The 18,104-nt window shown below is 43.2% G+C and carries 20 protein-coding genes and 2 riboswitches; of the genes, 6 read left to right on the forward strand and 14 right to left on the reverse strand.

Translation table 11 applies throughout. From position 1 onward, the window contains the following. Nucleotides 1-16: 16 nt before the first annotated feature. The 6 genes from DVB69_RS13985 to DVB69_RS14010 all read right to left on the reverse strand — a co-directional run bounded on the left by DVB69_RS13985 (nt 17) and on the right by DVB69_RS14010 (nt 3,871). Nucleotides 17-718 (reverse strand): hypothetical protein, encoded by a 702-nt coding sequence (locus tag DVB69_RS13985; RefSeq protein WP_116019724.1) that lies wholly within the window; start codon nt 716-718, stop codon nt 17-19. Beyond that, nucleotides 715-1,458: a hypothetical protein gene (locus DVB69_RS13990; RefSeq protein WP_116019725.1), complete on the reverse strand. Its 744-nt coding sequence runs from the start codon at nt 1,456-1,458 to the stop codon at nt 715-717. The genes DVB69_RS13985 and DVB69_RS13990 overlap by 4 nt, the downstream gene beginning before the upstream one ends. After that, nucleotides 1,442-2,338: an ATP-binding cassette domain-containing protein gene (locus DVB69_RS13995; RefSeq protein ID WP_116019726.1), complete on the reverse strand. Its 897-nt coding sequence runs from the start codon at nt 2,336-2,338 to the stop codon at nt 1,442-1,444. The genes DVB69_RS13990 and DVB69_RS13995 overlap by 17 nt, the downstream gene beginning before the upstream one ends. After that, a complete protein-coding gene (locus DVB69_RS14000) occupies nt 2,335-2,727 on the reverse strand; it encodes a GntR family transcriptional regulator (RefSeq protein ID WP_370452989.1) in 393 nt (130 codons plus the stop codon). The genes DVB69_RS13995 and DVB69_RS14000 overlap by 4 nt, the downstream gene beginning before the upstream one ends. 153 nt (nt 2,728-2,880) lie before the next feature. Continuing rightward, complete coding sequence (locus DVB69_RS14005; protein ID WP_116019728.1) at nt 2,881-3,210, reverse strand: four-helix bundle copper-binding protein; 330 nt, start codon at nt 3,208-3,210, stop codon at nt 2,881-2,883. A gap of 445 nt (nt 3,211-3,655) precedes the next feature. Continuing rightward, entirely contained in the window at nt 3,656-3,871 is a 216-nt protein-coding gene (locus DVB69_RS14010; RefSeq protein WP_116019729.1) for a KGG domain-containing protein, read from the reverse strand. Between the two features lie 135 nt (nt 3,872-4,006). Further along, nucleotides 4,007-4,051, forward strand: a riboswitch (PreQ1 riboswitch). Between the two features lie 4 nt (nt 4,052-4,055). Between DVB69_RS14010 and DVB69_RS14015 the strand changes: the two genes are divergently transcribed. The 3 genes from DVB69_RS14015 (at nt 4,056) to DVB69_RS14025 (ending at nt 7,065) form a co-directional block, all read left to right on the forward strand. After that, complete coding sequence (locus DVB69_RS14015; protein ID WP_116019730.1) at nt 4,056-4,541, forward strand: QueT transporter family protein; 486 nt, start codon at nt 4,056-4,058, stop codon at nt 4,539-4,541. Nucleotides 4,542-4,554: 13 nt separating this feature from the next. Then, entirely contained in the window at nt 4,555-4,785 is a 231-nt protein-coding gene (locus tag DVB69_RS14020) for an excisionase family DNA-binding protein (RefSeq protein WP_116019731.1), read from the forward strand. A gap of 780 nt (nt 4,786-5,565) precedes the next feature. Continuing rightward, nucleotides 5,566-7,065 (forward strand): BCCT family transporter, encoded by a 1,500-nt coding sequence (locus DVB69_RS14025; protein ID WP_116019732.1) that lies wholly within the window; start codon nt 5,566-5,568, stop codon nt 7,063-7,065. A 49-nt stretch (nt 7,066-7,114) separates the two neighbouring features. On the opposite strand, the gene DVB69_RS14030 is transcribed toward DVB69_RS14025, so the two are convergent. From DVB69_RS14030 to DVB69_RS14040, 3 genes are all read right to left on the reverse strand, one after another. Beyond that, nucleotides 7,115-8,404: an O-acetylhomoserine aminocarboxypropyltransferase/cysteine synthase family protein gene (locus tag DVB69_RS14030; RefSeq protein ID WP_116019733.1), complete on the reverse strand. Its 1,290-nt coding sequence runs from the start codon at nt 8,402-8,404 to the stop codon at nt 7,115-7,117. 114 nt (nt 8,405-8,518) lie between these two features. After that, nucleotides 8,519-8,633: riboswitch (SAM riboswitch) on the reverse strand. Nucleotides 8,634-8,980: 347 nt separating this feature from the next. Further along, a complete protein-coding gene (locus DVB69_RS14035; protein WP_116019734.1) occupies nt 8,981-9,931 on the reverse strand; it encodes a hypothetical protein in 951 nt (316 codons plus the stop codon). A gap of 139 nt (nt 9,932-10,070) precedes the next feature. Then, nucleotides 10,071-10,337, reverse strand: coding sequence for a metal-sensitive transcriptional regulator (locus DVB69_RS14040; protein WP_116019735.1), 267 nt, complete (start codon nt 10,335-10,337; stop codon nt 10,071-10,073). A 244-nt stretch (nt 10,338-10,581) separates the two neighbouring features. Here DVB69_RS14040 and DVB69_RS14045 point away from each other — a divergent pair, with 244 nt between their 5' ends. The 3 genes from DVB69_RS14045 (at nt 10,582) to DVB69_RS14055 (ending at nt 13,135) form a co-directional block, all read left to right on the forward strand. Then, the gene (locus DVB69_RS14045; protein WP_225217776.1) at nt 10,582-10,803 is read left to right on the forward strand and encodes a DUF2187 family protein; all 222 of its coding nucleotides are present in this window, start codon (nt 10,582-10,584) and stop codon (nt 10,801-10,803) included. A 127-nt stretch (nt 10,804-10,930) separates the two neighbouring features. Further along, complete coding sequence (pepT, locus tag DVB69_RS14050; RefSeq protein ID WP_116019737.1) at nt 10,931-12,157, forward strand: peptidase T; 1,227 nt, start codon at nt 10,931-10,933, stop codon at nt 12,155-12,157. Nucleotides 12,158-12,169: 12 nt separating this feature from the next. Beyond that, nucleotides 12,170-13,135: a DMT family transporter gene (locus DVB69_RS14055; protein WP_116019738.1), complete on the forward strand. Its 966-nt coding sequence runs from the start codon at nt 12,170-12,172 to the stop codon at nt 13,133-13,135. A 50-nt stretch (nt 13,136-13,185) separates the two neighbouring features. Here DVB69_RS14055 and DVB69_RS14060 read toward each other — a convergent pair whose 3' ends face one another. From DVB69_RS14060 to DVB69_RS14080, 5 genes are all read right to left on the reverse strand, one after another. Next, nucleotides 13,186-14,286, reverse strand: a complete 1,101-nt coding sequence (locus tag DVB69_RS14060) for an ABC transporter substrate-binding protein (protein WP_116019739.1) — start codon at nt 14,284-14,286, stop codon at nt 13,186-13,188. A gap of 15 nt (nt 14,287-14,301) precedes the next feature. Then, a complete protein-coding gene (locus tag DVB69_RS14065) occupies nt 14,302-15,075 on the reverse strand; it encodes an ABC transporter ATP-binding protein (protein WP_116019740.1) in 774 nt (257 codons plus the stop codon). Nucleotides 15,076-15,079: 4 nt separating this feature from the next. After that, complete coding sequence (locus DVB69_RS14070) at nt 15,080-15,904, reverse strand: ABC transporter permease (RefSeq protein WP_370452990.1); 825 nt, start codon at nt 15,902-15,904, stop codon at nt 15,080-15,082. A 287-nt stretch (nt 15,905-16,191) separates the two neighbouring features. Continuing rightward, nucleotides 16,192-17,283, reverse strand: a complete 1,092-nt coding sequence (locus DVB69_RS14075; RefSeq protein WP_116019742.1) for a sensor histidine kinase — start codon at nt 17,281-17,283, stop codon at nt 16,192-16,194. After that, nucleotides 17,280-17,960 carry a response regulator transcription factor gene (locus DVB69_RS14080; RefSeq protein ID WP_116019743.1) on the reverse strand — a complete coding sequence of 227 codons (681 nt, stop codon included), beginning with the start codon at nt 17,958-17,960 and terminating at the stop codon, nt 17,280-17,282. The genes DVB69_RS14075 and DVB69_RS14080 overlap by 4 nt, the downstream gene beginning before the upstream one ends. Nucleotides 17,961-18,104: the final 144 nt, after the last annotated feature.

Consider the following 18,104-nt stretch of genomic DNA (forward strand, 5'->3'; position numbering starts at 1 on the left):
AACGGGGGTCTTCAAGTCAATCGCGTGTTATCTCATTATAAGAATCAGACTCAAGCTGGATATTCAATTGAACAGAGTCGGGAACAATTAAATACACCTTCATAGAACGCATGGAGTAGCCGTTATAATACTCTAAAGTTTGTTGATTCGTAAATTGACTAATGACGTTCGAATCATGAAAGGATGTAAACACTAGTTTTTGTGTCGGTTGCATTGGCACATTCACTTCATCATCCGTCCATTTGGGAAGATTCACTTGCACATAGTTAGAGATATCATACCCATTGGAGTCTTCTCCGTTGATTAAGCTCGGTCGGTATACCCTCTCGATCACCTGATTCCCCCCGTTCTTTGACCGCTCAATATAGTAATGCAAGTTATAGCCATAATCAGATTGCTTAATTGTCAGCGATCCTTTCACTTCATGCAGTCGTTCAATAAGCAACTCCTCTTCAGGAATCGGTTTTCCGGTAATTATTGCCCTATCTACATCAAATTCCTGCTGAGAAGCTGATACTCTTTTAAGATCCGGTCTGTTCTGAGTTTGCGCCATCAGTTCTGAAACAATTAGAATGACTATCAATAATGCGATATAACTGCCCATGAATATGAAATGAGTTGTTCTACTAAAACCAAGTCGTGTACCCCTCTTCATTTTCCAGATGACAATCGCGATGGAACTGGCTAGTAGCGTTATGATTACTGTGCCTAACATCATGATACCTTCACCTCAATCCGTTTGGATATCACTAAACTAAGTGCTGCCATCAGAACAGCCGTGACGCCTGCCTTACCGAGAAACAACAGGATCGAATGCTCATTATAGAAGAAATCGATGACATCTCCTAACCAATTTGACGGCGTTGTTGACTGTGATACAGCAAACCATAGCAAAATAAAGGGTAAAATAAGTAAGCGATTCCTCTGAATAATTATGAAAATTGTATAGACAATCATCATGGTTAAGAACGTGTAGACTGCCATTGCTAAAACCCTTGTGAAAAACTGATACGGTTCTGAAAAGAGTCCTGCTGTTTCAGTAATAAGTTGCACATCTTGCAACTGGGCTAGCAATTTCACAAAGCCACCTGACAAAACAGTCGTGATCCCTGCAATTAAAGAAGCGAAACCAAATAGACAAAAATTCGCAAGGTTTTCAGTAAGTGGCGTTGCAACATATAAGTATGCTGCATTTCGCTGTCCTGGCGTCGTCATTAAAAACCCAAAGACCATTGCCCAGAAGAACGTCAACCCCATAACGCCATCTGTAGAAATTGAATTCCATTCTAATTCAAATGAGCCGGTCCCCATTTCAGATGTCATGGCAGCTCCATTCATCAAAACCATCGAAATAATTTGCAATACAAATAACACAGTAAACACTGCAGCGTTACTTCTCAACTTATACAAAAACTGTTGTTTCACAACTTCCCACGCCGTTCTATGCGTCAAAGACATCGTCAATCCCTCCTCTCGGTTGTTCCGTCAAAGCTAAGTACGCATCATTCAAGGTGACCGTTGTGCTTTTGACACCCCGTCGATCGAGCATGCTGCGTTCCGCTTCAGAAAAGTCATTCTCGATAATCCACTCTTCCTGCAATCCATTTTTAGTTTTCGAAACGACAACTTTCCCTGAAGTCGCAGATCGCAGCTGTGCTTCCGTTCCGCGAATAATCAAGTGTGCCTCTTGCAAATCAGAGGTGGAGCCATGATAGCGAATTCGTTTCTGATGAATCACGAGTAAGTCTTCGAGTACATCTTGCATTTCGTTGATATAGTGGCTGGATAGTAAAATTGTACGAGGAAACGCAATATAGTCCTTCAATAACGCTCTGTAGAAATCATTACGTGCAGCGGTGTCCATCCCTGTAGTAGGTTCATCGAATATTGTTAGTGGGCAACGTGCTGCAATTCCGACAATTGCATTGAACGTACTGCGCTTTCCTTTCGATAAAAACCGGTGACGGGTATCTAATGGAATCTCAAAATATTCCATAAGGCGCAAGGCAAGCCCTTCATCCCAATTTGCGTAAAACCGCTTGAATTCATGCAGCAGTTCTTGCAGTTTCATCGGATCTGGATAGCTCATTGCATCGTCGATGTAGATAGAATTAGCAGAGACGAGAAGGCTTCCAAATGGGTTTTCATCGAACACACGTACCTCACCTTCCGTCGTCTTCTGAAACCCTGCAATCATTTTAAGCAGCGTAGTTTTTCCCGCACCATTTCTGCCTGCTACTCCCGTGATGACGTTCTCGTTTATTGAAAACGTGACGTCCATAAGTGCCGGAATTCGTGAGAACTTCTTATGAACTTGATTTAATGTAATCACTGTCATGTTGGATCCCCCTTTCTATGTTTTCTCTCTGCGTCAATCATCATATCTAGTTCGTTTTTATGGACTCCAAGCAAGTCGGCTTCATGCAGCAAATCTCGTACAAGCTTACTGAGTGTTTGTTCTTTTCGTTTAGCTCTTAGTTTTTGCTGAGCATCCAGAGACACGAACGTCCCTAGACCTCTTTTTTTGTAGACAAGACCTGCTTCTAACAAAATAGTGAGCCCCTTTCCCGCAGTTGCAGGGTTGATGGTGAAGAGTTCAGCAAGCTGATATTGCGAATAGACTTTCTCATCCGCCTGCAGTGTGCCATCAATGATTGCATTCTCCAGCCAATCTGCAATTTGTATATAAATCGGCTTTTCCCCATCTACTTCATGCAAAATTATCACTTCCTTTCTGGTACATAGTGCATTACTGTTGTAATGTACTATACATCTTAAAATAGATAATTGCAACAACAAATAAGCATCCCTATAAGAAGGCATGCTTTTTGTGGTGCTCTTATTTTGTAATTACGATTGTCCATCTTGTCTAGATGTGAATTACGCTAGCATCTTACGACAAGCATCCGCACATTTCTTACATGCTTCCGCACAACGTTGACAGTGATCGTGGTCATGCTTACCGCACTCTTCTGAACAATGGTCACAAATATACGCACATAACTGACATATTTCTTTCGCAAATGGACTGTTGCGTGTCATCGCTTGAACTGCGAGAGTGCAAATATCTGCGCATTCCCGATCCAGACGAATGCATTCAGCCATCATTTTTACGTCATCTTCTTTTAGGCAAGCGTCAAAGCAATTGTTACACGCCTCTAGACATTCCATACATGCCTTTAAGCATTCATCGTACTGTTGAGAGGTCATACGAATTCCCCCTTAAATAAGTTAGGCAAACAATGGCGGACACATGCTCCGTCTAGTGAGGATGGAAGTGATATGCGCCCACTGCCTGCCCTTTGAGTACTACTCCTTTTTATGTTCCCCACCTGATTCAATGAAAACATATTTTTTAAAATCCTTATATCTAAATGTTCTATTGATACATAAAACACAAGTTTTCTTGAAAAACCCCTTAACCAGACTGTATTGTTTTCGACTAATATCCTCATTTCACGATATCTTTGCCCCCAGGGATGGTCCGTCCTGAAATAAGTTAAGCTAAGCGCCCTCTAAACAATCCCCTAATAGTGTTGATTTACCTGATTGATGATCTGATTTGTTAACAAAACTCTTCTATTTAAACTATACACGTACACAAATTGTGGCAAGCTCCTCTACTTCATACGCAACCAGAATACGGTACTTGCTGTTAGTCTTTGTTAACCCGATGTTCCGAGCGAGCTACCCCACCCTTTTGTCCGATTTCTTCGTAGAATTCTTTGCCATGAGTTTGCGCGGTAGCTTCTCCACCCTTTTTACCAATTTCTTGATAAAATTCTTTATCATGCTTCTTTGCAGTCGCCTTGCCACCCATACGCCCTGCTTCTTCTCTCGTCATTTTTTCCTTATTCTCTTGGTTAGTCATCTTCAGTCCTCCTACCGTAATAGTTCTGTTTATAGTTACTCACTATATTCCCAGTTCTAGTCATAACAAACTTGTGTAATCGCTATTCGACTACTGTACGAATTTCTTTTTCAGTGCTAAACTGAATTGCGTTCAAAATACGTGGTTCGAAATCCTCCCACGAAAAAAAACTAAGGAGCTTATAATGAAAACAAAAACACTAGCAATAAGCGGTATCATTGGCGCACTTTATGTCGCCGTTATGATTGTCCTTGCACCATTCGGCTTTACGAACATTCAATTCCGTCTAGCGGAAATTTTTAATCACCTGGTTGTCTTCAATAAAAAATATTTCGCAGGCATCGTCATCGGTGTTTTTGTGTCGAACTTACTATTATCGGAAGTCGGCCCCATCGACCTTCTATTTGGGGTCGGCCATACGATTATCTCGTTAAGTATCACAGTTTTTCTTGTTAGGAAAATCTCGAGTCCCGTGAAACGTATGATGGTCAATACGGCAGTCTTTACAACAACGATGTGCATCATTTCTTGGCAACTGCATTTAGTGTTTGGCCTCCCATTCTGGATTACGTGGGGTTTTCTTGCTATCAGTGAATTTATTGTCATGGCAATCGGAATTCCACTCATGTATGCACTCAACAAACGGTTATCACTCGCAAAATTGATTTGACGGAGGGTGAAGTATGTATCTGACCATTGAAGAAACGGCTGCCAAACTAGGAATGCCCGTTGAACAAGTCCGACAATATGTGTTGGACAAGCGAATTCGTTCCGTCCACGACGGTACGCAGTTTTTGATAAATGAGGGTCAATTCGGTCTATACTTCGAACAATTAGAACAACTTAAGCAACAAATCGACGAGTGGCGAAGTGAACCGATACCGCCCGATCGTGATATTAAAGATGAAGATTGAAAAATTGCGGAGTTATCAGGCATGCTGATGATTCCGCAGTTTTTTTGTGGGGATGTTGTGAGGTTTATGAGCATTCTTCTAGTATTCAAATAACTTACACATCAATTCCTCCTAATGAACGATATGGTGTCGCACCATTTTCCGTAGTAAATGCTTCGCTAGGCGAAGCACACCAATTAAATCTTTATTGTGATTTGTGAAAGACACCTTTTACGAAATCTAAGGAGTGGTTGGATAAGATACTGTTCGCGGCAGAGATAGTCGTATGAGCATTTCGGAGATTTTATGAGCACTTCCCTCTCGGTATGATCACTTTTCTTGGTTTATGAGCACTTCCCTCTCGGTATGATCACTTTTCTTGGTTTATGAGCACTTCCCTCTTGTTATGATCACTTTTCCTGATTTATGAGCACTTCACTCTCGTTATGATCACTTTTCCTGATTTGTGAGCATTTCCCTCTCGTTATGATCACTTTTCCTGGTTTATGAGCACTTCCCTCTTGTTATGATCACTTTTCCTGGTTTATGAGCACTTTCCTCTCGTTATGATCACTTTTCCAGATTTATGAGCACAGCAATGAAATTTAATGCCATATGGGGAACATTATTTTCACAAGACGCTCTCATTTAAGTATATCCTCATTGAATACTGTAAATAATAGAAACAATCCATCAGCTTAGAATTCCCTTGAAGGGCGCTGGCTATACGGTTGCACTTCTTCAAAATCAATAGTATAGTGGTAAACTGCTTGTGAAAACTATCGTCACTAAGGGGGAACCATGAGAAAAATATCAAATGTCTTTTATATAACGATTGGTCTAATCATCTTGGCCGTTGGCTACGGAGTCATTGATCCAGAGCGGTTTGAAGCGGGAACTGGTATCGTGAAAAACTTCGTGTCCACTGCATTCGGTTGGTACTACATGTTATTAATGACGCTATTAGTTGGCGTCAGTATCTACTTAATCTTCAGTCCTTATGGCAAAATTCGACTGGGGAAAGACACGGATCGTCCACAATTCTCTACAATCACATGGATTGCCATGCTGTTTTCAGCTGGAATGGGAATCGGACTCGTCTTTTATGGCGCTGCAGAACCACTTTCACATTTCGCCGTAAACCCTGCAACTGCAGAGCCTGGGACGAATGCAGCCTTCAGAGAATCCATGCGTCAAACTTTCCTTCACTATGGAATCCACATTTGGGCTTTATACGGAGTCGTCGCGCTATGCTTAGCGTACTTCCAATTCCGTAAAGGGGAACCAGGATTAATTTCAGCAACACTGAAGCCGATATTTGGCAACAAAATGAAAGGGCCTTGGGGAACCATGATCGATGTTCTCGCAGTCTTTGCAACGTCATTCGGCGTAGCCACATCTCTCGGCTTCGGCGCTGTTCAAATTAATGCCGGCCTGAACTATCTGTTCGGGTTTGAAATCGGCATACGGTCCCAATTCATTATTATTTCCGTCGTTACCGTTCTGTTCATCATGTCAGCATGGTCTGGACTCAGCAAAGGAATTCGCTATTTGTCGAATACAAACCTTGTCTTAGCCCTCGCCTTACTTGGCTTTATGCTTATATTAGGTCCGACATTGCTCATTATGAACATCTTTACAGATTCAGTGGGAGGCTATGTGTCTCATTTCATCGATTTGAGTTTGAGTACCGCTCCACTGAATGCAGGGAATCGGGAATGGCTCGATACTTGGACAATTTTCTACTGGGCATGGTGGATTTCTTGGGCTCCATTCGTTAGTATGTTCATCGCTCGTGTTTCAAAAGGACGCACAATCCGGGAATTCATGGTGGGCGTATTACTCGCACCAAGTATTCTTAGTTTCATTTGGTTCTCGGCGTTTGGTACGACTGCGATTGAAATTCAAAAGTCAGGTGCTGCAGATCTTGCATCTGTTGGTACTGAACTTGTAGTTTTCGAGATGTTTAGCCAATTACCTTGGGCTACACTAACATCTGCGTTCGCCATCTTACTGATTACGTCGTTCTTCATCACTTCGGCGGATTCGGCAACATTCGTACTCGGGATGCAGTCGACATACGGCTCGTTAACCCCACCTAACAGTGTGAAGATGATATGGGGATTAATCCAATCGGGAATTGCGGTTATTTTACTATCTGTTGGTGGTCTTTCCGCCTTGCAGAATACGATTATTATCGCTGCTCTGCCATTCTCGTTCATCATCCTCTTTATGGTCGCGGCCCTTTTTAAAGAGTTGCAAAAAGAGACGAAACATGACAAACATGCCAGACATAAATAAGACAATACAAAAAACCCGAATCCAAATGAGGATTCGGGTTTTTTCGATGTTATACGCTTACCGGCGCCGCTTTTTCAATTGCTTGTTTCAAGTCTGCAATGATATCCTCGGCAGATTCAAGACCAACTGAGAGACGAATGAGTTCCTCGGTAACTCCTGAATTTTTCAAATCTTCACCCGATAGCTGCTGGTGGGTCGTGGAGGCTGGGTGGATAATCAACGACTTTGCATCCCCAACGTTCGCAACGTGTGACCAGACAGCTACGTTGTCGATCACACGACGTCCTGCATCACGACCTCCTTTAATACCGAATACGATAATGGACCCTGCTCCGTTTTTCAAATACTTCTTGGCGAGATCTGCTGTTGGATGGTCGTTGAGTCCCGTGTAGGTTAACCATTCAACAGAAGGATGCTCTTTTAAGAATTGTGCAACCTTTTGAGCGTTTTCACCATGACGTTGGATTCGCAAATGAAGCGTCTCCAAGCCTTGTAGGAAATTGAACGCACTGTCAGGATCTAGACATGGGCCGAAATCACGAAGTCCTTGCACACGGAGTTTTGTCGCGAATGCAGCGCCTGCCGTGTCAATGCCGTAGCGTAAGCCGTGATACGTTTCGTCCGGCTCAGTGAAACCAGGGAATCTACCTTGCGTCCAGTCAAACTTTCCTGCGTCTACCACGACCCCGCCAATCGTTGTTCCATGACCACCAATCCATTTTGTTGCGGAATGGATGACAACGTCAGCACCGAATTCAATCGGGTTGCATCCGTATGGGGACGCAAACGTATTATCGATCAAAAGTGGAAGACCGTTTTCGTGTGCAATGGAAGCGACTTTTTCGATATCTAGTACTTGCAAGCTCGGATTACCGATTGTTTCAGCAAATACACCTTTCGTTTTTTCCGTAATGGCGTTACGGAAGTTTTCCGGATCAGTTGAGTCGACAAATTTCACAGTGATCCCGTACTTCGGCAACGTTGTAGCAAATAGATTATACGTACCTCCGTATAGGTTTGCTGCTGCAATGATTTCGTCACCGGCTTCGGCAATATTCAAAATGGAGAACGCGATTGCCGCCATACCAGATGAGAGTGCAACGGCTGCAGCGCCTCCTTCGAGTAGCGCGATACGTTCTTCAAATACAGCGACTGTCGGATTCGTAATACGTGTGTAGATGTTACCCGCTTCTTGCAACGCAAAAAGATTTTTGGCATGGTCTGTGTCACGAAATACGAATGACGTGGTTCTGTGGATCGGAAGAGCTCGTGATCCTGTAGTTGGATCGGGTTCTTGACCACCGTGCAGCAAAATTGTTTCGGGTTGAAAATTTGTCATTTACATAACCTCCGGAAATTAGATTGATGGAACTGCGCACACCGGACGGGTGATGGGGAAACTAAAAAGATCCCCTTCTACCTATAGAAGAGGATCTGCCATTGCTGGCACTTCCCCTTATCTTTCAGATCTTAAATAGATCTGTAGGAAGTAGCACCTTTGCAAGCTGGTAAGCTTGCCGGTTGCCGGGCATCGCAGGGCCTAGTCCCTCCGCCGCTCTTGATAAGAGTTTGTGACTTATTCAGTTTTCCATCTTGGAACTGAGTATACGTGGTTGAAAATAGAAAGTCAACAGTTAAATCAAAATAATTCGATAGTTTGGCAATTTACATAATTACAGGGTTGATTTTCGTTACAGTCGGACGCGGGCCTACAGGATGTAGGTCATGCAACCGTCGCGGCAGGACGCCTCGAACTTAGGTTGTTTCCCTTAGCATCCCTAAGGAGTCGCCGACTTACATTCCAATCAACGGGACATTCTAGTACAAACAACTACATGAAACATAAAGAGATAGGGAAAAAGAAAAACCCGCAAACCAAAGTCTTGGTAGACATTTGCCTGCGGGTAAGAATAAATTATTGGGCTGCGCCGTAGAAGATTTGGCCGCCTTTTAGGTTGATGATTTTGAGCATGTTTGTGCGGTTTACGTAGATGCTTTTGAACTGTTCGCGTCCGTTAGCGTCTTTTAGTACGATTGTACGGTTGTTGTAATTATTAGAGACAACAACTGGTGTAAGTGCGCTTAGGTCTACGTGTGCTGCGAGTGTTTTGTATTCAGGCAGGCTACTGATTGTGCTTGAAGGCTGTTGTGGTTTTGCTTCAGGCTTTTGCTCTGGTTTCACTTCTGGAGCTGGTGTTGCAGCGTCTTCTTTTACGACTGTTTCAATGACAACGCCTTGGCCTTTTAGGTTGATGACTTTTAATAGACCTGTATTTTTCACGAAGACACTCTTGTATTGTTCACGTCCGTTTGCGTCCTTTAAAAGGATTGTGCGGTTGTTATAGTTGTCTGATACGATGACAGGCGTTAGGTCTGTTAAATCGACAGCTCCTGCTAATGTCTTGTATTCAGGCAGGCTACTGATTGCACTAGCGGATTGACCTGATGATGCAACTGGTTTCACTTCAGGCGCTGGAGTAGCTGTGTCTGCTTTCACAGTAGTTACAAGAACTGCTCCGCCACCATTTAAGTTGATGACTTTAAGAAGTCCTGTCTTTTTCACGAAGACACTCTTGTACTGTGTGCGGCCGTAGTTATCAGAGAAAAGAATTACCCGGTTATTCACGTTGTCTTCAGTAACACGTGTAGTGAAGCTAGTTGGGTCGATGACGGAAGCAATTGATGCATACTCTTCCAGACCTGTGATGTCTTGGTTCACTTGTTGACCGTAGTTTGAATTTTGTTGTACGTGTGCATATGAGCTTTGAGCATTTGCATTGTGATCTGCGTGTGCATATGTCGCTGCTTGAGCACCTCCTGCGGAAATAAGTAATGCGCTAACTGCTGTGATCAATGTCTTTTTCATCTTGTTCCTCTCCTTTTCCTGTTGGGATACTTATATCATAACCCCACTGTCTGAGAGGACCCTGTGATGTTTATTAGGACTTGATGAGAGAACCGTAAGAAGGTTTTAATGTTTAATCCCACAAAAAAAGAGCCAGCAGTTAGCGGCTCTTTACTAATAAGTCGACAGCTTCTTTTACAAGCGCCTCTTTTGTTTGCGGATTATCCGACAGCTCTTCGTTTTCCATACAAGCAATCAGGTTCGTGCTCACAATTAACCCGATGGTCCGATCGATTCCCGAGCGAGACGCAGATAACTGTGTGATGACGTCTTTGCATTCATCGCCAGCCTCAATCATCCGTAGGACACCGCGAATTTGGCCTTCTATTCGTTTTAAACGATTGACTACTTTTGCATCGTATTCCATGGATCTGGCCTCCTCTTTTATCTACGTATATGATATACCCCTTCTGGTATTGGGTCAATCAATTCCACCATCTTCGACCAGAAAAGCGCGAAATTGTTCGAATTATGCTATACTTATAGGAGTATTACACTTTTTAATGTTCCAAACCACTGGGCCAACCGCACGAAACACTGTCTGTTTTTCTGAATGGCCATGGGTCTTCACAATTCGAAAGAAATCGAAACAGACTAGAGGAGGGATTCGTTTGGCTTTTCCGCGTAAGGAACATCCTGTCTCTGATTTTATCGCAGCGCGTAAAATTGGCGAAAAAATTTCATTCACTCGTAATGATGTTTTCGTTATAGGGACCATCCACAAGATCTTAGAGAACTCCGTAATTGTAGAAATTTCTGAAGAGGACGCCGATCTGATTGGAGCAGCCTCCACACTGACCGTTGTCGCTCACAAGAATTACACAGTCGAATAATCTAGAGAGCACCGACTTCAACTCCCGACAGAGTATTTTAATTCTGTCGGTTTTGTCGTCTACTCAATTCATGAGACCACATGAGTTGACTCTCTACTACATAGAATGGAAAGGGGATTTTTACGTTATGAAAGAACAATTACTGGAACGATTCATTCGTTATGCAAAGATTGATACTGAATCAGATGAAAAAAGCTTATCCACGCCTTCCTCAACTAACCAATGGGATCTGTTACATCTATTGAAGGAAGAGCTCACAACACTCGGTATGGAAGACGTTTCTCTCGATGAAAACGGCTACTTGTTCGCAACACTTCCATCAAATATAGACAAGGAAATCCCTGTAATCGGATTCCTTGCACACGTAGATACATCACCTGATTTCACAGGTAAACATGTAAACCCACAACGGCATGACAACTATGACGGCAGTGACCTGGTTTTAAATGGAAACACGGTTCTCTCTGTTAGTCGCTTCCCCGAGCTCCAAAACTATATCGGACAGACGTTGATTACAACAGACGGTACGACACTACTCGGTGCTGATGATAAAGCCGGCATTGCGGAAATCATGACGGCGATGGCTTATTTCCAAGAGCACCCAGAAGTGAAGCACGGCAAACTACGTGTTGCTTTCACACCAGATGAAGAAATCGGACGTGGACCACACAAATTTGACGTAGATGCTTTTGGCGTAGAATTTGCGTATACAATGGATGGTGGCCCGCTGGGTGAGTTGCAATATGAAAGCTTTAATGCAGCTGGTGCTCGTGTTACGTTCAAAGGAACCAACGTCCACCCAGGAACAGCAAAAGGGAAAATGGTGAACTCTATCTTACGGGCACAAGAATTCCAAGCAGCGATGCCTGCTTTAGAAATCCCAGAGCTTACGGATGCGCGTGAAGGGTTCATCCACTTAATGGACATCCAAGGTTCTGTTGAGAATACTGTTCTGGAATATATTATTCGTGATTTTGACAAGGAATCATACGAATCACGTAAGAAACTGTTTTTTGACACGGTCTCTCAGATGCAGTCGGATTATGGCACAGATGCAGTCGTTCTTGAATTAGAAGACCAATACTTCAATATGGGCGAGAAGATTAAGCCACATATGGAAATCGTAGATATCATTTCGGAAGCATTCAACAACCTAGGTATTTCACCTATTATTGAACCGATTCGAGGTGGGACTGACGGATCCCAGCTTTCCTATATGGGCATTCCAACGCCAAATATCTTTGCTGGTGGAGAAAACTTCCACGGTCGCTACGAATTTGTATCTGCAGAAACGATGGAAAAAGCGGCGCAAGTCATTATTGAAGCTGTAAAACTGTACGAATCTCGCGCATAAGGAGGCGTCACTATGAAAGGAATTTGGCTAGGCGTACTTGCCGCTGTCTTTTTTGCGGTTACATTTGTGCTAAACCGCTCGATGGAACTATCGGGGGGCAGTTGGATGTGGAGTGCGTCACTCCGCTATTTCTTCATGGTTCCGTTTCTTTTTGCAATCGTTGGTGCACGAAAGGGCCTCGGGGCGGTCAAGCGTGAAATGACCGCCAAACCGTGGCCTTTTTTTATATGGAGTTTTGTTGCCTTTGTGTTATTTTATGGTCCTTTAACCTTTTCGGCAGCTTATGCCCCAGGCTGGTTGCTAGCAGGAACTTGGCAACTGACGATTGTAGCGGGAGTTCTACTAGCACCTCTGTTTTTCATGACGATTGAAACGGCGAAAGGACAACGCCGTTTCAGACAACGGATTCCCCTACCCTCGCTTTTAATTTCACTAGTCATTCTAGCGGGTGTGGTCTTGATTCAAATCCCACATGCCCAATCGGTCACAGGAAAATCCCTCGCACTTGGGACGTTGCCTGTACTAGTTGCAGCATTCGCCTATCCCCTTGGAAATCGTAAAATGATGGAGCTGTTAGGTGGTTCTCTTGATACATTTCAACGGGTACTTGCCATGACGCTAATGACGATTCCTGTTTGGATAGCACTTGCCATCTATGCTTGGGCTACAGTCGGGCTTCCCTCTTGGAGTCAGCTCGGACAGTCGTTTGTCGTAGGGGTGAGTTCAGGTGTCATCGCGACGACCTTGTTTTTCATGGCAACTGATCTTGTCCAACATGATCAGGGTCGACTTGCCGCCGTTGAAGCGACGCAGTCACTGGAACTCATATTTGCAATGGCTGGTGAAATGGTGCTACTGAATCTCATGCTTCCTGGCCCAATTTCTTTAATAGGTGTCGTGGTTATTATAATCGGCATGTTCCTTCATAGTTGGCAAACGGCTCTGGCTGCAAAAAGGCAATTGTATGAGTTTCCATAAAAATACTGCCCGAACGTCAGACAACCTGACGTTTCGGACAGTCTATTTTATTACTTCTTAGCAGCCTCGTATTCCCCGAGTAATTCAACTGCCTCTTCTGCGAGAGATGTATCAATCGCTTTGTTGAAATCGATATCTCCAATAATCGCACCGTTCGCTTTATACATCTCATATTGTTTTTGAATATCATCCACGAACATTTTGCCATCTGGATCGAGACCCGTTACAAAAACCTTATCCCACAACTCTTTATCTTTAAGCGCTGTATGCTTCACCATGATGTCGATGATCGCGTCCTCGTCTACCTCTTCGAAAAACGCATCATTATAATCCCGAACTCCTTGTAAATAGGCAGCCATGAAGCGAATGGACAATTCTTCGTCCTCCATGAACTGTGGCGATGCGAGTACCATAGCAATCTGTGATTCTGGTGCAAAATCTGTTGCATCACCGAAACGCACATGAAATCCTTTGTCAATCCCCTGTGCAATCAAAGGCTCAATATTGAGTGCTGCGTCGATTGTGCCAGAGTCAATGGCACCGAGCATTGCACCGAAGTCTGCGATGTTGACGTATTCTACATCGTCCTCTGTGAGTCCCGCATGCTTCAACATTTCCTCATAGATGTATCCATCAATCGAGTTGCGTGATGATACCGCAACCTTTTTCCCTTTAAAATCCTTATAGTCCGTAATGACGTCTTTCATGTGATTGCCGATGACGAATGAAAAATACGATTCGCCCGGCATGTTATGCCCTTTGTCTGCAATAATTCGGACATCAATGCCTTGTGCAATTGCATTGAAGAAAGAAGCGGTAGAAACACCACCTGCAATCGAGACTTCTCCAGCAGCTAGTGCCGGAAGCATGTCATCACTATTGGCAAAATCGGTGAATTCCACATCAATGTTGTAGTCATCGAAATACCCGCGTTCTTTCGCAATATAAAAACCAGCCCCGGACGCCGCCCCATCTTCTGCAATGACGACTTTCGTCCGTTTTTTGAGCGGTGTGAGCTGACCTGTTTCAGCTCCTTCGCTCGGCTTTGTAACAGTTGCAGGCTTTAATGATTCTTTCTCCGCGCATCCACCAAGTACAGTGGCAACACCTAAAACTACCGCAAACCAACCTACTTTCACCCACTGTTTCACACGCTTCCCCTTTCGTCACGTTCTCGATTTCTGCACTTCTTTTTGCAGATGCTGCCAAATGTCGACAAACTGTGCTGCCAATTCGGGATCTTTCCGTATTTCCTCAATTTTGCGCGGACGTGGGCGATCAATCCTGACTTCCTGAATGATTTGCCCTGGCTGTGCACTCATAAGTAAGATTCGATCACTCAGCATGAGTGCTTCGTCAATACTATGAGTGATGAACAACACCGTTTTTTTCGTTTCTGCCCAAATACTCAATAATTCTTCTTGAAGAATAAACTTGTTTTGTTCATCTAAAGCAGCAAATGGTTCATCCATCAACAAAATTTCTGGATCATTGGCAAACGCACGGGCAATACTTACACGTTGCTTCATACCTCCAGACAACTCACTCGGATAAAGACTAGCAAATTGGGTAAGACCCGTTTTCTCCAAATAATAAGCAGTTTGTTTTGCAATGACGTCTTTCGGAGCCTTTCGCATAGAAAGACCGAACGCGACGTTGTCTTTAACCGTCATCCAAGGTAATATCCCTTTTTCTTGAAACACCATGGATTGCAACGGGCGCTTCGACTGTTCAGCGTTAATCTTAAAGGTTCCGGCACTATGTTTCTCAAGTCCCGCCAGAATGCGCAAAAGCGTAGTTTTGCCACATCCGCTCGGACCTACAAGACAGACAAACTCACCGTCTTCAATTGTGAGTGAGATATTTTGTAGGGCTGTCACACTTCCCGTTTTCTTCACGAACACTTTCGTCAAATCATCAATTTCAATTTTAGGGGGCATCTGTTCACCTCCACGGCAGCAGTTTTTTCTGAAGACCCCTCAACAGCAACGAGAATATATAACCAAAGAACGAAATCATGATCAATCCGACAAACATATTTTGAAGTAAAAATGCTTTGTACGACGTCCAAATCAGATAGCCGATACCCGAAGTTGCACCCATCATCTCCGCAGCTACTATTGTTAATAGCGCAATCGCCTGCCCCATCTGAATTCCCTCAAGCATGACCGGAAGTGCTCCAGGTAGTGCAATTTTGAAAAAGAATTGGGACTTACTTGCCCCATAGTTGTTTGCGACGTCTAGGTATATTTTGTCGATGTTAAGTACACCCGCAGCAGTATTAATGACAACTGGAAAGAAAACACTTCCTGCGATTGTAATGACTTTCGACAAATCTCCAATTCCGAATAGAATGATGATAATCGGAAGCAACGCAAGTGTTGGAATCGGCATGAGTGCCATCACGAGTGGCGAAACAAAGTGCCGGATTGGCGTAAATAGCCCCATCATCAGACCGACAATGATACCGGGAATGACCCCTGCAAGAAATCCTAGCGCAATACGATATAGGGAGACACCGACATGTTCCGCGATTGCTCCGCTAACTAGCAGTTCCCAGAAAGTTTGCAGGATTGCAGTCGGCGGTGGGAAGAAACGGATATCCATCATGCCTGTTCGGGATAGGACTTCCCATAACACAAGTAAAAAAACTGGAGAAACAACCGTGAGAAGTTGTTGCAGACGTGCTTTCGTTTGTTGACGTTTCCATTCAGCTCGTTCTACATGCACAGGATCTTGTGCAAATTTACCTGACTGAGTCACTTTCACCACCTCACCTCAATCTATGCACCGGCCTATTAGGCTGGGTGGGCAAATGGGTAGGTTAGAGCAGGTTCAAACAAATGAAATAATTGGTTTTATAAAGAGTGTTTCGTTTAGGGATTTTAGACAGTAAGGATGATTATGAGTGTGTTTTATACATGAACCGTTTGACAACAGGTGATCCTTTGCGTTTTTAGGAATTCCAATAGCAAAAAGCAGACAGATGGAACATTTGTCTGCTTAATTAGTCTGCCACCATATGCTAGTAGTGTCGAATACAAGATTGAACTATACTAGGTTTGAATACCCTTGGTCCCTACTGGCAACCATACAGTAAATTCGCTTCCTATCCCAAGTTCACTTACAACTTGAATGCTACCATTATGCAATTCTACAATCTTTTGAACAATAGATAAGCCTAGCCCATTTCCTTCTGCATTACGATTTCTAGATTGATCCGCTTTAAAAAACCGTTCAAAGATGTGCATCAGCATATCCTTACTCATTCCGATTCCGGTGTCTTGTATTTTGACACATAGCAGCTGGTCATTCGTTTCAGTGACACTAACGGCAATCGTTCCTCCATTTGAAGAAAACTTGATGGCATTCGTCAGCAAGTTGATCCAAACCTGATCCATTAAATCCATATCCGCAGAAATGGAGAAGGGATCCAACGAAATCTTCATATTTAGCTCTTTATCTGACCATTGGGGTTCTATGCTTAAAATAATTCGTCGAAGTTGATGATCTAGTCGATACTGGGTATGTTCAAATGGAACATCATCAGAATCTAAGGTAGTGAGCTTTAATAGATTATCACTGAGTTTCGACAGCCGATTGCTTTCCACTTCAATAATTTCCAAATAACGCTTCCGTTCCTGGGAAGTTAACGTCTCATGCTTTAAAGCGTGAGCAAACCCACCTATCGAGGTCAATGGCGATTGAATTTCATGCGAAACGTTGGAGATGAATTCTTGACGCATTTCTTCCATCTCTCCAAGTCGTTCAGCCATATGGTCAATGCTTTCTATAATTTTGAAATAAGGATGATCACGTCCTCCCCCTTTAAAAGCATCCTTGTAGAAAGAAAGGTCAATGTTAAAGTTTCCGTCTGCCATCATTTTCATCGCATGAATGATAGGACTTAATTGGTTATCTTGGTGATTTTTCACCCATTTTACTCTGGACGTCAAATACATACCGCATCCAAACAAAAAGATTCCCAAAAACGAAGTAATAAGCTGTTTTGCAAACTCTGAAGGCACCACATCGCCAGCCTTATAAAAGAATGAGGCTAGCCAATATGCACAAGACCAGCACAATAGGAGAATAATTACACCCAGAGAGAATCCTAAAATTCGCTTCCATACATTTCTTAGATTCAAATGTCCACCTCCAAACGATAACCAAGTCCCCGAACTGTCGTGATTTTAAATGGGGCTTCCTTAATCAATAATCGTTGTCGCAGCCTTTTAATGTGTACATCGACTGTCCGCTCGTCCCCATCGTAGTCAAATCCCCAAATGTCTTCAATCAGTTGTTCTCTAGAGAAAATCTTCTTTGGATGGGCCGCAAGTTTAAAGAGCAGTTCAAATTCTTTCAATGGCAACGACAGGTCACGATTTCCGAAATTCACTTTTAATGTGCTTCGATCAATTAAAACATCGGCAATTTCAATTTGGTTAGAAACACTGATTTTATACCGCTTGAGCAGCGCTCTAACCCTAGCCATCAACTCCGCAGGTGCGAAAGGCTTTACTAAGTAATCATCCGCACCAAGGTCAAATCCCTTTACCTTTTGAGCTGTCTCACCTTTAGCGGTTACCATTAAAATGGGTAAGGAGTCTGAATAATACGTTCGCACTTCTTGGCAAAAAGCCCAGCCAGCCATATTGGGCATCATAATATCTAAAATAATGAGATCGATTTTTTCTGATTCCAGAACTAACAATGCTGCTTCACCGTCTGCTGCTTCAACAATCGAAAGTCCTTCTTTAGTAAGAAAAACTTTCATTAATTCCCGGATATGTGGATCGTCATCTACGACTAATAGTTGGGTCATGGGGATTCACCTCATCCTTTTGTTTATCTATAATATAGGCAGAAGTTCTTTTCACTTTAAGTAACACCAAGATTTTCTTATACAATGGCGAACCTTAATTTCCGTACAGTTTTACCCATAAGGCTAAAATGGACTCGTTCTCTA

Origin of the sequence: Sporosarcina sp. BI001-red (assembly GCF_003384035.1) — a bacterium.
Classification (GTDB): Bacteria; Bacillota; Bacilli; order Bacillales_A; family Planococcaceae; genus Sporosarcina.

Excerpts from the sequence above, each read along its gene's own strand:
- DVB69_RS14035 (WP_116019734.1), bottom strand. The coding sequence starts at position 9,931 with ATGAAAAAGACATTGATCACAGCAGTTAGCGCATTACTTATTTCCGCA.
- pepT (WP_116019737.1), top strand. The coding sequence starts at position 10,931 with ATGAAAGAACAATTACTGGAACGATTCATTCGTTATGCAAAGATTGAT.
- DVB69_RS14025 (WP_116019732.1), top strand. The coding sequence starts at position 5,566 with ATGAGAAAAATATCAAATGTCTTTTATATAACGATTGGTCTAATCATC.
- DVB69_RS14055 (WP_116019738.1), top strand. The coding sequence starts at position 12,170 with ATGAAAGGAATTTGGCTAGGCGTACTTGCCGCTGTCTTTTTTGCGGTT.
- DVB69_RS14020 (WP_116019731.1), top strand. The coding sequence starts at position 4,555 with ATGTATCTGACCATTGAAGAAACGGCTGCCAAACTAGGAATGCCCGTT.
- DVB69_RS14010 (WP_116019729.1), bottom strand. The coding sequence starts at position 3,871 with ATGACTAACCAAGAGAATAAGGAAAAAATGACGAGAGAAGAAGCAGGG.
- DVB69_RS14005 (WP_116019728.1), bottom strand. The coding sequence starts at position 3,210 with ATGACCTCTCAACAGTACGATGAATGCTTAAAGGCATGTATGGAATGT.
- DVB69_RS14015 (WP_116019730.1), top strand. The coding sequence starts at position 4,056 with ATGAAAACAAAAACACTAGCAATAAGCGGTATCATTGGCGCACTTTAT.
- DVB69_RS14040 (WP_116019735.1), bottom strand. The coding sequence starts at position 10,337 with ATGGAATACGATGCAAAAGTAGTCAATCGTTTAAAACGAATAGAAGGC.
- DVB69_RS13990 (WP_116019725.1), bottom strand. The coding sequence starts at position 1,458 with ATGTCTTTGACGCATAGAACGGCGTGGGAAGTTGTGAAACAACAGTTT.
- DVB69_RS14080 (WP_116019743.1), bottom strand. The coding sequence starts at position 17,960 with ATGACCCAACTATTAGTCGTAGATGACGATCCACATATCCGGGAATTA.
- DVB69_RS13985 (WP_116019724.1), bottom strand. The coding sequence starts at position 718 with ATGATGTTAGGCACAGTAATCATAACGCTACTAGCCAGTTCCATCGCG.
- DVB69_RS13995 (WP_116019726.1), bottom strand. The coding sequence starts at position 2,338 with ATGACAGTGATTACATTAAATCAAGTTCATAAGAAGTTCTCACGAATT.
- DVB69_RS14030 (WP_116019733.1), bottom strand. The coding sequence starts at position 8,404 with ATGACAAATTTTCAACCCGAAACAATTTTGCTGCACGGTGGTCAAGAA.
- DVB69_RS14065 (WP_116019740.1), bottom strand. The coding sequence starts at position 15,075 with ATGCCCCCTAAAATTGAAATTGATGATTTGACGAAAGTGTTCGTGAAG.